The sequence below is a fragment of the Thioalkalivibrio sp. AKL9 genome (genome assembly GCF_000377825.1).
In the GTDB taxonomy this organism is placed as follows: domain Bacteria; phylum Pseudomonadota; class Gammaproteobacteria; order Ectothiorhodospirales; family Ectothiorhodospiraceae; genus Thioalkalivibrio; species Thioalkalivibrio versutus.
Map to the genome: position 1 here is coordinate 1 of NZ_KB905103.1, position 12,718 is coordinate 12,718.

The window sequence follows — 12,718 nt, forward strand, 5'->3', positions numbered from 1 at the left end:
TGTTTTGACCTGCCTCCCCGTTGTCGTCGCGCCGAGTGGAGAGGCTTTTCGCGGGACGATTCTAAATAGACACGGGGCGCTGGATGTCTGAGCGGAGCCGAAAGCGCAGCGAGTTCAGCGCCGCCCGCGAAAAGCCTCGGAGCGAGGGAAACCCCGGCCCGCGCAGCGGGCCGGGGTCGCGGCAGTCGGGCGTGTTTCTTGGGTACTTCTTTGCACGAGCAAAGAAGTACCTCGCGGCGCGCTGGCGAGTCAGCGCCTGGCAGTATGCGGACCGGAGGCACTGTAAACACCCAACGACGAACCGGGACCAGCCACAACAAGGCAGGCGGCAGCCTGGAGCCACCGTAAACACCGGAGGACGAACCAGAGCCAGCCTACACGGCAGACAACCGCCAAGGGCATATCCCCCGGGCGGCCAGCGCGCCGCGCCGTTATAATGCGCGGCTTTCCCTACACTCCGACCCGAGCGCGCCCGCGATCATGGACAAGAGCTTCGACCCGAAAAGCATCGAACAGACCCAGTACGACCGCTGGGAGGCCGCGAATATCTTCGCGCCGCCGGCGACGGGCGAGGCCAACTACTGCATCCTGCTGCCGCCACCGAACGTGACCGGCACCCTGCACATGGGGCATGCCTTCCAGCACACGCTGATGGACACCCTGATCCGCTACCGGCGGATGCACGGCGACCGCACCCTGTGGCAGGGCGGCACCGACCACGCCGGGATCGCCACGCAGATGGTCGTCGAACGCCAGCTGGCCGCCGACGGCAAGGGCCGCCACGACCTCGGGCGCGAGAAGTTCCTCGAGGCCGTCTGGGACTGGAAGGCCGAATCCGGCGGCACCATCACCCGCCAGATGCGCCGCCTGGGCGATTCCATGGACTGGTCGCGCGAGCGCTTCACCATGGACGACGGGCTGTCCGACGCGGTGCGCGAGGTCTTCGTGCGGCTGCACGAGGAGGGCCTGATCTACCGCGGCAAGCGCCTGGTCAACTGGGACCCGGTGCTGCACACCGCGCTCTCCGATCTCGAGGTCCTGTCCGAGGAAGAGGTCGGCCACCTGTGGCACTTCCGCTATCCGCTGGCCGACGGCTCTGGCCATCTGACCGTCGCGACCACCCGCCCGGAGACCATGCTGGGCGACACCGCCGTCGCGGTGCATCCGGAGGACGAGCGCTACCAGCACCTGATCGGCAAGACGATCCGGCTGCCGCTGGTCGGGCGCGAAATCCCGATCATTGCCGACGACTATGTCGAGGCCGAGTTCGGCTCTGGCTGCGTGAAGATCACCCCGGCGCACGACTTTAACGACTACGCCATGGGGCAGCGCCACGACCTGCCGGTGATCAACATCCTGACCATCGACGCCTGCATGAACGACAACGTGCCGGCCGCCTATCGCGGGCTGGACCGCTACCAGGCCCGGCAGAAGGTCCTCGACGACCTGGATACAGAAGGACTGCTCGAAAAGATCGACGACCACAAGCTGATGGTCCCGCGCGGCGACCGCTCCGGCACCGTGGTCGAGCCTTATCTGACCGACCAGTGGTACGTGAAGGCCGGCCCGCTGGCCGAACCGGCGATCAAGGCAGTGGAGGACGGCCGCATCCGCTTCGTGCCGGAAAACTGGTCGAAGACCTACTTCGAATGGATGCGCAACATCGAGGACTGGTGCATCTCACGCCAGATCTGGTGGGGCCACCGCATCCCAGCCTGGTACGACGCGGACGGCAACGTGTACGTGGGCCGCGACGAGGCCGAGGTGCGCGAGAAGCACGGCCTGGGCGCGGACGTAACCCTGGAGCAGGACGAGGACGTCCTCGACACCTGGTTCAGCTCGGCGCTGTGGCCGTTCTCCACCCTCGGCTGGCCGGAGAATACGCAGGAGCTCCAGGACTTCTACCCGACCAGCGTGCTGGTCACCGGCTTCGACATCATCTTCTTCTGGGTCGCCCGCATGATCATGATGGGCGAACACTTCATGGGCGATGTCCCCTTCCGCGAGGTCTACGTCACCGGCCTGATCCGCGACTCGGAAGGCCAGAAGATGTCCAAGTCCAAGGGCAACGTGATCGACCCGATCGATCTCATCGACGGCATCAGCGCCGACGACCTGGTCGCCAAACGCACCCGCGGCCTGATGCAGCCGCAGATGGCGCAGAAGATCGAGAAGGCCACGCGCAAGGCCTTCCCCGACGGCTTCCCCGCCTTTGGCACCGATGCCCTGCGCTTCACCCTGGCGGCACTCGCCACCACCGGGCGCGACATCAAGTTCGACCTCGGCCGCATCGAGGGCTACCGCAACTTCTGCAACAAGCTGTGGAACGCCTCGCGCTTCGTGCTGATGAACGTCGAGGGCCACGACTGCTCCGCCGCGGCCGATACCGCGGAGCACCGCACGCTGGCCGATCGCTGGATCCTTGACCGCCTGGCCGCCACCGCCGCGACCGCCACGCAGCAGCTCGATGCCTACCGCTTCGACCTCGCCGCGCAGACACTCTACGAGTTCACCTGGCACGACTACTGCGACTGGTACCTGGAGCTGACCAAGCCGGTGCTGAACGACGACGCCACGCCGGAGGCGGTCAAGCGCGCCACGCGCAATACCCTGGTCACCGTGCTCGAGGCCCTGCTGCGCCTGCTGCACCCGGTGACCCCGTTCATCACCGAGGCCATCTGGACCAACGTGAAACCGCATGCCGGCATCACGGATGACATCGAATTCCTGGTGCAGCGCCCCTGGCCCGGCCGCGACGGCTTCCCGCGTGACGCGACCGCCACGGCCGAGCTCGACTGGGTGAAGGACTTCATCACCGGGCTGCGCCGCATCCGCGCGGAGATGGACATCGCTCCCGCCAAACCGCTGCCGGTGCTGGTAAAGAACTGGACCGACGCCGACCAGGAGCGCTACACCCGCCACCGTGGCCTGCTGGAGTTCCTCGCCAAGCCCGAGAGCGTCACCTGGCTGGACGCCGCCGACGAGGCCCCGGAATCGGCGATGGCCCTGGTCGACGACATGCAGCTGCTGATTCCGCTGGCCGGGCTGATCGACAAGGACGCCGAGCTCGCGCGCCTGGACAAGGAAATCGGCAAGCTCGACAAGAACCTCGAACAGAGCGAGCAGCGGCTTTCCAACGCGAGCTTCGTCGACCGCGCCCCGGCCGACGTGGTGCAGAAGGAACGCGACCGCGTCGCCGAGATGCACGCCACCCGCGACCAGCTGGCCGCCCAGCGCGAACGCATCCGCGCGATGTGAGGGCGCTGTTCACCACGAGGCACACGCAAAAGACCGGAAAAGCATGTACGGGAGACGGGAAGGATCCAGGCTGACGGGCCGTACTGAGGACCGGCTGCACCCAAGGCGGTAGTAGCCTCGGGCCCATACCCCTTGAATCCCTGTTGATCGCTCTTGCCCGCCTTCGTGTCTTCGTGCGCTTCGCGCTTGAAGAACATCAGCTGATCCGTTCGAGCATGCCCCGGTGGCGGATCAGGCGCGCCAGGGTGCGGCCGGTGTGGTACCAGTGCAGCATCCAGCATTCGCGCGCCAGTCGCGCCGCCGATACGGTGGAGCCCGGCTCCGCCGGACAGGGGCAGACGCGCAATCCCATGCCGCGCGCGATGGCAACCGCCCGGGCGAGATGGAAGCGACTGGTCACCAGCACCAGGGGCGCATCACCGGCCTCCGCCGTCGCCGTCAGCAGATCGCGCGCATTGCGCAGATTCTCCAGCGTATGCCGCGAGGCGTCTTCGGTACGGATGCGCGTCGCCGCGATCCCGTGGTGTTGCAGAAAGGCCGCGCCCGCGGCGGCCTCGCTGGGAGCCCCGACGGAGGTCTGCCCACCCAGCACCAGGATCCGGGCATCGGGGTTCCGGCGCGCCAGACGCACGGCACGCAGCAGGCGCAGGCGGTAGCCCGGACCGGGCGCGCCCGACTCCAGCTGCTGCCCCAGCACCAGGATGCAGTCCCCGCGCCCGGGGCAGCGCCGCCGCCGCGACCAGTGCACGGTGTAGAGCCACAGCGCCAGCCAGGACAAGCCGCCGGTGGCCAGGATGATCAGATTCGACAGCGCAAAGGTCGCCAGGCCGTCCGGCCCGATGCGACCCAGTCCGACGCGCACCTCGCCCACGGGAGCCTTCTCAGGCCTCGTCTTCGGGCGTGGTGCCGCCGGTGAAGTGCAGCCGCGCGTTGCGCCGGCGCCGCGCCCAGAAGGCCAGGGCCCGCGGCAGGTTCAGCGCCATCTGCACGTAGTACACCGTCTTGAAGGCGCGCAGGGACCACTGCACACGGGTATTGCGGTAGACATCCCCGGCCAGCAGCGAGATCACCGCCTGCTCCATCCCGAAGGTATTGCGCGGACCCATGAACAGCTTGCGCATCACCGGGCTGTTGAAACGATAGATCAACCAGGAGAAACGGCGGACGCCACGGCGCACGTCGCGCTCAAAGGCACGCAGATAGCGTGCGGAGCGCGCCGGATGCTCCAGGCAGCGATCCACCGCATCGGCGGCGCGGAAGCCCCCCGACATCGCGATATAGACCCCGCTGGAGAACACCGGGTCGACAAAGGTGAACGCATCGCCGACCAGCAGATAACCCGGGCCGTGGGCCTGACTGGAGCGGTAGGAGAAATTGCCAGTGGCGTTGACCGGGCCGGCCAGCTCCGCGCCCTGCATGCGTTCGAAGGCCGGCGGGCAGAGCTTCAGCGTGTCCCACAGGAACGTCTCGGGCTTGGTCTTGCGCGTCTTCAGGTATTCGGGAAAACAGACCGCGCCCACGCTCATCGCCCCGTCGCGCAACGGGATCATCCAGATCCAGCCGTGCTGGAACCAGTAGATACTGATGTTGCCGGCATCGCGCCCGGCACGCCGCGGCACGTTGTTGAAGTGCCCGAAGATCGCGGCGCTGTTGTGTTCCGGGTTGCGCGCCTTCAGGTCAAGACGGCGCGCCAGGAAGGTATCGCGACCGGAGGCGTCGACCACGAAATCGGCCTCGAACTCCAGCGTGTTGCCGGAAGCATCGCGCGCGGTGACCTGCTGGGTCCCGCCCTTGGCGGGATCGGCCAGGGCGACATCGAATACAGTGACCTCTTCCAGCACCCGCACACCCAGGCGGGCGCTGTTTTCCAGCAACAGGTGGTCGAACTCCGAACGCCGCACCTCGCATGCCGACGCGGGTGTGTCGTCGTTCAGGGCACGCTCGAAGTAATAGGTTCGCGGCGCGTCGGGCGCCTCGGGGATGGTGAACTCGGCCCCGTGCTTGGGGATGCCGATTGCCGCGATGGCCTCGGCCACGCCCAGTTCCTCGAACAACGGCATATTCATCGGCAGCAGGGATTCGCCGATGTGGAAGCGTGGATGCCGGGCCTTTTCCAGCAGCACCACGTCGCGCCCCTTCTGCGCCAGTCGGGAGGCCACCGTGGAGCCGGCGGGGCCTCCTCCGATCACCACCACCTGGCAGCGCCCGTCGGTTACGGCTTCCTGTCCCGGTTGTCTCAAATCACGTCTCCGCTTGCCCGCCCGCAACCCCAGATAAGGCGACCCGGTCTGGTCGCGAGGGTACCACGGCCCCTCGGGTGTGGGTATCATCGGCGCCCACAGCAGGGTGACCCTCGCGCGAACGGCAAGTTCGGAGGCGATCACAAAATGCGCACATCACTGCACCGGGGGAACACGTGCCATCACAAACAGCGTTCGAACAGGAAGTCGCCCAACTGATCGTGGACAGCCTTAATCTGGAGGAGGTCGCGCCGGAGGAAATCGAGCCGGAAGATGCGCTGTTCCGTGAAGGACTGGGGCTGGATTCCATCGATGCCCTGGAGCTGGCCCTGGCCATCTCCCGCGCCTACGGCGTCCAGATCCGGTCGGATGACGAAAACAACCGCGAGATCTTCGCGTCCTTGCGTGCGCTGAGCGCCCATATCGAGGCCAACCGAGCCACGTCGTGAACACCCCACTCGCCGCCTGCGTGGCCCTGAGTTATCCGGTCGCGGTCGTCCTCGGCGTGACCTTCGAGATCCCGCTGGTGCCGCTGGCGGTCCTGGCCAGCCTGATCCTGGTGGCTGCATGGGCCTCGCTGGCCGCCACCGGACGTGGCGTGCTGGCCGCGAGCCTGGCCGTGGGCATAAGCCTGTTGCTCCTCGGCGGGATGGCCACCTGGCTGCTGTACGCATTGCCGGTACTCATCATGGGGCTCTTGTCGCTTCTGTTCGCGCGTTCGCTACGCAGCGACTCCACCCCGCTGATCACGCGCTATGCCCTGGCCATGGGGGCCTCCGACACCCCCGCGGTGCACCGCTACACGCGCAACCTCACCATTACCTGGGCCCTGCTGTGTGCCGGACTGGCGATCGTGTCCGCCTGGCTGGCGCTGTTCGCCACCGCCACCACCTGGGCCCTGTTTGCCAACGGGATCAACTACCTTTTGCTGGCCGGCCTGTTCCTGCTGGAGTATCCGCTGCGCCGCTGGCTCCTGCGCGACGAGCCGCACAACGGCTTCCTGGCCTATCTGATGGAGCTGGCGCGGGTCGATCACCACCGGATGCTGAGGCACCCGTGACAGATACCCCGCAGGTCACTCGACCACTGATCGCCGACACGCCCGCCCCGCTGGCGCGCATCGGCGACCGGGCGATCTCGCGTGCCGCCTTCCTCGCCGACGCACAGGCGCTGGCCGCACGCCTGCCGCAGGCGCAGGCGGCCTTCAACCTGTGCCAGGACCGCTACCACTTCGCGGTCGCCTTTGCCGCCATTCTGCTGCGCGGCCAGGTCAATCTGCTGCCCCCGAACCGCGGGAGCACCACCCTGGCCGAGATCGCCAGCCAATACCCGGACGCGCCCGCCCTGGTCGACGGCCCGGATGCCGAGATCGCAATCCCGATCCTGCGGGTATCCGCCCGCGGCGAAGCGGGCGAGGCCACCGGGGCGATCCCCGAGATCCCCGCCGACCAGACCGCTGTTCTGACCTTCTCCTCCGGCAGCACCGGCACCCCCACGGCCCATGCGCGGACCTGGAAGGCCCTGCATGCTGTCACCTGGCAGGCGCTGGAATGCTTCGATCTGGTGGATGGCTCCGGACCGACCCTGATCGGCACGGTCCCGCCGCAGCACATGTACGGTCTGGAGTCCACGCTCCTGTACGCCCTGCTGGGGCACGCCACCCTGCTCGCCGGGCGCCCGTTCTACCCCGAGGACATCCGTGCCGCACTGGCGGACTGCACCCCGGCCGTTCTGGTCACCACACCTTTTCATCTGAGCGCCTGCCTGCGTGCGGGGCTGGAGTGGCCGACCCCGGAACGCATCCTCTGCGCAACCGCGCCCCTGGACCCGGAAACGGCCGGCCAGGCCGAACGGGTGTTCGGCTGCCGGCTGGACGAGATCTACGGTTGCACCGAGGCCGGCGCCATTGCGACCCGCCGCACCACCCGCGAATCCGACTGGACGGCCTACCCCGGGGTGCAACTGCGCCGCAATGACGACGGCCTCGCGCGTGTCCAGGGACCCCAGCACCCCGAAGCGGTCCCGCTTCCGGACCACATCGAGGTCCGGGACGTCGGCCACTTCCGCATGGAGGGGCGCCTCGCCGATCAACTGAACATCGCCGGCAAACGCGCCTCCCTGGCCGATCTCAACCGCCGGCTCAACGCAATCCCCGGGGTACTCGACGGGGTGTTCATTCCGCCGGGCACCGATCAGGAAGCGCACGGCGTGACCCGGCTGGCCGCCCTGGTGGTGGCACCGGATCGCAGCGCGGCCGAAATCCAGGCCGCACTGGCCGAGTGCATGGACCCGCTGTTCCTGCCGCGCCCGCTGGTCCGCGTGGAGCACCTGCCGCGTTCGGCCACCGGCAAGCTGCCGCGCCAGATCCTGCTGGACCTGCTCGCCCACCACGGCCAGTGCGCCTGAGCCGCTCGCCCTGATGCAGACCCTCATCCAGTCCACCATTCGCCGCATCGGGGCCGGTCACCCATCCCTTCCCGGACACTTCCCCGGTCACCCGGTGGTGCCCGGCGTGGTCATCCTCGACCAGGTCGCGGCGGTGGCCCACGCCCACGGTCTCGGGCCGGTCGAGGCCCTCCCCCAGGTCAAGTTCCTCGCACCCCTGGGACCCGAGACGGCATTCCGGGTCGAGATCGATCCGCCCGGGCACGGCGGCCGTCAGGCCTTCCGCGTACTCGCGGCGGATGGCGAGGCCCCCGTCACCTTCTGTGCCGGCCAACTGATCACGACTCACGACACCGCGGACGCATGAGCCGCGGCTGGTTTCAGCAGGCGGAACGGGGCTCGCCCCTGGCCCTGCGCATCATCCTCTGGGTGGCCCTGAATCTCGGGCGCCGCGCCAGCCGCACCCTGCTCTACCCGATCACGGCCTACTTCCTGCTGTTCGCACCGCAGTCGCGCCGCCACAGTCGCAACTACCTGCGCCGCGTCCTGGGGCGCGAACCGCGCCTGGGCGATTTGGCCCGGCACCTGCACTGCTTTGCGGCGGTCATCCTCGACCGCGTCTTACTGCTCGCCGGCAAGGACGCCTGTCTGGACATCCAGGTACACAACCGCGAGACCTTCCTGGAACACGTGGACAGTGGCCGCGGCGCGATCCTGCTGGGCGCGCACCTGGGCAGCTTCGAGGCCCTGCGGGCGCTGGCGGTGGGCAAGTACGACTTTCCGGTCAAGGTCCTGATGTACAACGACCATAACCAGAGCATCACCCAGGTCCTGGAGGCCCTGAACCCCGAGGTCGCCGCCTCGGTGATCCCGCTGGGGCGTACCGAGACCCTGATCCAGGCCCGCGAGTGCCTGGATCGCGGCGAGCTGATCGCGACGCTGGGCGACCGCGTCGCCGAGAGCGACAAGATGGTCGCCTGCAACTTCCTCGGCGACACTGCGCTGTTCCCGCAAGGCCCGCTGCTGCTGGCCGCGGTGCTCAAGGTCCCGGTGATCCTGTGCTTCGGGCTCTATCGCGGGGGCAACCGCTACGATATCTTCTTTGAACCTTTCGCCGAGACCATCGAGGCCCCGCGCGGGCAGCGCGATGCAGCCCTGGCACACTGGGTACAGCGCTACGCCGATCGCCTCGAGGCGCGGGTGCGCGAGGCCCCTTACAACTGGTTCAATTTCTATGACTTCTGGGACGATCCATCCAAATAGGCGAGGCCACGGCTTTGGCCCGCGTATCCGCCAGTCCGGCATCACGCTGATCCTGGCCTTGGGCCTGCTCGTCCCTGTTTCGGCCCTGGCCAACGACACCCTCGGCGCCTTGCTCGAAGCCCTGACCACCGAGCGCGCGGCGACCCTCGCGTTCGAAGAACGCCGCGACGACCCGATGCTGGAATTCCCGGAGACCCGCTCGGGCTCCCTGGCCTTCGATCCCCCCGACACCCTCATCCGGCAGGTCGACGGCCCGCGTGGCGAGACCGTGCACATCGGGGGCGACACCCTAACCCTGGAACGCCGCGGCACCAGCCGCGAGATCGACCTGAACGAACAGCCTGCCCTGGCCACCCTGGCCGGACTGTTCCGCGCCCTGCTGACCGGCGACCGCGAGACGCTGGAGGCCGACTTCGAGATCGACGTCACGGGGGACATCGACGCCTGGACCCTGGAGCTGGTCCCGCAGGATCGCACCCTGCGCCGCATGGTCCCCGAACTGACCCTGAAAGGCGCCGACGGCGAACTGCACGAACTGGTCACCATCGAGGCTGGCGGCCACCACAGCCGCATGCGTTTCGAACCGCCGCAGTACGCGGACTAGGGAAACACTGATCAATGTGCACGCTCGCGTTGGCACCCCAGGTTTTCCGAGACAAGGCGCGCTGTGCAGCGGGTAGTGGTTCTACCAGCAAGCGGCGCAACGCAGGATCGGGGAACCTGGGGTGCCAACCCCGAAGGGGCTCGGCCGCTTTTGCACGGGAACGGCGTTGCGGCTCCCTTGTGCAGAATGACTGCACGGCAGTCACCGCGCCTTGTTCGCACGCAAAAGCGACTCGAGCGCGAGCGTGCACATTAATCAGTGTTTCCCTAGTGGTCCTTCAATGGGATCATTACGGGTTCAGTTGGTCTGTCAACGTTCAGGGCAAGGCGCGGTGCGCAGGCAATGGCCGTAGCCCTTTACAAGAGCCGGAACGCGGCCATGGGCCGTTGACAGACCAACCCTTCGGGCGTTCCTGTGGTGCTCCGCTGCGGCGTTGCGGCGCTTGCCAAGGGCTACGGCCATTGCCTGCGCACCGCGCCTTGCAGCGAAACGCCACAGGAGCGCTGAACCCGCAATGATCCCATTGAAGGACCACTAGCCCTTGCTGCGCCGCCACCCCTCCCGCGTTGCCCTGACGCTCTGGCTGGCCGCCCTGCTCCTGGCCACGCTGACGCTGACCCTGCGCGGCGAACTGGTCACCGACCTCCAGGGCTTTGCCCCTGACCCGGTCAGCGCGGACGGGATCGCCCTGGACCCCGGGGCCGGCCCCGCCGGACGCATGCTGCTGCTGGCCATCGCCGGTGGCGAGGCCCGCGAGCGGGCGGCAGCCAGCGATGCACTGGTCGCGGCCCTGGAGGATGCCCCCGATGTTGCCGGCATCCACAACGGCCGCCTCGACCCCGACGACCCGGCGCTGGATTTCCTGATCGAGCATCGCTACCTGCTAAGCCCCCGGGTCGATGCCGAACACTTCAGCCAGGACCGCCTGAGCGAACACCTGGAGGCCCGCCGCGACGACCTCGCCAGCGCCGTCCCGGAACTGCCGCGGGAACTGATCCCGCGTGACCCCACCGCGGAGGCCCGGGTCGTCCTGGAGCAGCTCGCCGCCAGCGGTGGCCAGGCGACGACCGGCGCCGAAGGCGTCTGGGTCACCCCCGACCGGGGACGGGCCCTGCTGGTGCTGCGGAGCGCGGCCGACGGCATGGACCTGGATGCCCAGGCCGCCCTGATCGAACGCACGCACGCGGCCTTCAGCGCCATCGACGAACCGAATCTGCAGCTGCAGATTGCCGGCCCGGCGGTGATCGCGGTGGACTCCCGCGCCACCATCCGCGGCGAGGTGACCTGGATCACCGCAGGCGCCAGCGTCGCGCTGGCCCTCCTGCTGCTGGCGGTGTTCCGCCATCCGCACCCGGTCTGGCTGGCGGCCGTGCCCCTGGCGAGCGGCATCCTGATCGCCGCGGCCGTGGTTACGCTGGTCTTCGGACACCTGCACGGGATCGCGCTGGCCTTCGGCATCACCGTGCTGGGCATTGCCCTCGACTACCCGCTGCACCTGTTCGCCCATGCACAACGAGGCGATGGTGAACCGTCCGGCGGCGAACGGGCCGACGGCGGGCGCCTCCCGCAGGTCGCGCGCGAGCTGTGGCCCGCCATTGCCCTGGGAGCCGGCAGCACGGTACTGGTGTATGCCCTGATGGCAATGACCGGGTTCTCCGGCATGGCGCAGCTCGGGCTGTTCGTATTGACTGGCGTGGCCGTGGCCGCCGTGGTCACCCGCTGGATCCTGCCCACGCTGGTCCCCACCCGCTTGCAGCGCGAAGGCCTGCCGCCGCTGCGCCTGCCCCTGCCCACGGGTCTCGCCCAGCCCCCCGCCATCGCGCGCTGGGGCCTCGCCCTGCTGGCCCTGGCCGCGATCGCCGTGGTCGCGAGTGCCGACCCCTTCCCGTGGGAGGATCGTCTGTCCGCCCTGCACCCGGTACCGGAGGACCAGATTGCGCTCGACCAGGACCTGCGCAGCGCCTTGGGGCTGCCGGACGTCCGCCATGCCCTGCTGGTCAGCGGCGACACGCCGGAACAGGCCCTGCACGCCAGCGAGGCCCTGACACCGGGCCTGGAGACCTTGCGCGAGACCGAGGCCCTGGACGGCTTCGGCCATGCCGCAAACGTCCTGCCCAGCCGCGCACTGCAGCGCGAGCGTCAAGCCGCGTTGCCGGAACCCGATACCCTGCGCGAACGCCTGGATGTGGCGAGCGCAGGGCTGGGGTTTCGCGACGGGGCCTTCGAGCCCTTCGTGAACGACATCCAGACGGCCCGCCAGCAAGACCTGCTGGAACCCGAGGGCCTTCCCGACGGGCCGCTGCGCAATGCCCTGGAACCCCTGCTCCAGCCTCGCGATGACGGCACTGGCTGGATCGCCTGGGTGCGCTTGCAGGGCGTCCATGACCCCGATGCCCTGACCCGCTGGGCCGAAGACGCACCTCTGGCCAGCGTGCCGGAACTGGACGGGGTGGGCATCCGCCACATCGACTTCTTCCGCGCCTCCGAAGAACTGGTGATCGGCTTTCGCGTCGAGGCCCTGCAACGGCTCGCGCTGGGAATGGTCGCGGTGGCCCTCCTGCTGCTGGTCGTCACCCGGGCGCCGGGACGCAGCCTGCGTATCCTGACCGCGGTGGGCACCGGGTTGCTGCTGACCCTGGCCACACTGATCCTGCTGGGCATCCAGCTGTCGCTGTTCCACCTGATCGCGATGCTGCTGATCACCGGGCTGTGCCTGGATTACGCCGTGTTCTTCAGCCGCCCACTGCGGGATGCCGCGGCGCGCCTGCGCAACCTGCGCTCGGTCAGCGTATGCGCACTGTCCACGCTGGTGGTGTTCGGTCTGTTGGCCCTGTCCAGTCTTCCGGTCTTGCAGGCCATGGGCCTCACGGTGGTGCTGGGCGTGGTATTTTCCTTCCTCGCAGCGGCCCTGCTGGCCCCCGAGGCCAGCCGCCGGCAAACTGCCTGAAGCAACGCCGAACTGGCCCAA

At 68.4% G+C, this 12,718-nt stretch carries 10 protein-coding genes; 8 read left to right on the forward strand and 2 right to left on the reverse strand.

The window, feature by feature from the left end; all coding sequences use genetic code 11:
• The first annotated feature begins 480 nt into the window (after positions 1-480).
• The gene (locus tag D573_RS0100005) at positions 481-3,258 is read left to right on the forward strand and encodes a valine--tRNA ligase (RefSeq protein ID WP_018937217.1); all 2,778 of its coding nucleotides are present in this window, start codon (positions 481-483) and stop codon (positions 3,256-3,258) included.
• A 196-nt stretch (positions 3,259-3,454) separates the two neighbouring features.
• On the opposite strand, the gene D573_RS0100010 is transcribed toward D573_RS0100005, so the two are convergent.
• Positions 3,455-4,129 carry a YdcF family protein gene (locus D573_RS0100010; RefSeq protein ID WP_018937218.1) on the reverse strand — a complete coding sequence of 225 codons (675 nt, stop codon included), beginning with the start codon at positions 4,127-4,129 and terminating at the stop codon, positions 3,455-3,457.
• Between the two features lie 10 nt (positions 4,130-4,139).
• Positions 4,140-5,453, reverse strand: a complete 1,314-nt coding sequence (locus D573_RS0100015) for an NAD(P)/FAD-dependent oxidoreductase (protein ID WP_018145368.1) — start codon at positions 5,451-5,453, stop codon at positions 4,140-4,142.
• A gap of 221 nt (positions 5,454-5,674) precedes the next feature.
• On the opposite strand from D573_RS0100015, the gene D573_RS0100020 reads away from it, so the two are divergent.
• The 7 genes from D573_RS0100020 (at position 5,675) to D573_RS0100050 (ending at position 12,697) form a co-directional block, all read left to right on the forward strand.
• Positions 5,675-5,947, forward strand: a complete 273-nt coding sequence (locus tag D573_RS0100020) for a phosphopantetheine-binding protein (protein ID WP_026182088.1) — start codon at positions 5,675-5,677, stop codon at positions 5,945-5,947.
• Positions 5,944-6,558 carry a hypothetical protein gene (locus tag D573_RS0100025; RefSeq protein ID WP_018937219.1) on the forward strand — a complete coding sequence of 205 codons (615 nt, stop codon included), beginning with the start codon at positions 5,944-5,946 and terminating at the stop codon, positions 6,556-6,558. The genes D573_RS0100020 and D573_RS0100025 overlap by 4 nt, the downstream gene beginning before the upstream one ends.
• Complete coding sequence (locus tag D573_RS0100030) at positions 6,555-7,904, forward strand: AMP-binding protein (RefSeq protein WP_018937220.1); 1,350 nt, start codon at positions 6,555-6,557, stop codon at positions 7,902-7,904. The genes D573_RS0100025 and D573_RS0100030 overlap by 4 nt, the downstream gene beginning before the upstream one ends.
• 13 nt (positions 7,905-7,917) lie before the next feature.
• The gene (locus D573_RS0100035; RefSeq protein WP_018145364.1) at positions 7,918-8,250 is read left to right on the forward strand and encodes a hypothetical protein; all 333 of its coding nucleotides are present in this window, start codon (positions 7,918-7,920) and stop codon (positions 8,248-8,250) included.
• Positions 8,247-9,146 (forward strand): lipid A biosynthesis acyltransferase, encoded by a 900-nt coding sequence (locus tag D573_RS0100040; protein ID WP_018937221.1) that lies wholly within the window; start codon positions 8,247-8,249, stop codon positions 9,144-9,146. The genes D573_RS0100035 and D573_RS0100040 overlap by 4 nt, the downstream gene beginning before the upstream one ends.
• A gap of 58 nt (positions 9,147-9,204) precedes the next feature.
• Positions 9,205-9,750 (forward strand): LolA-related protein, encoded by a 546-nt coding sequence (locus D573_RS0100045; RefSeq protein WP_018937222.1) that lies wholly within the window; start codon positions 9,205-9,207, stop codon positions 9,748-9,750.
• Between the two features lie 541 nt (positions 9,751-10,291).
• On the forward strand, positions 10,292-12,697 hold the full coding sequence (locus tag D573_RS0100050; protein ID WP_018937223.1) for an MMPL family transporter: 2,406 nt from the start codon (positions 10,292-10,294) through the stop codon (positions 12,695-12,697).
• Positions 12,698-12,718 lie beyond the last annotated feature (21 nt).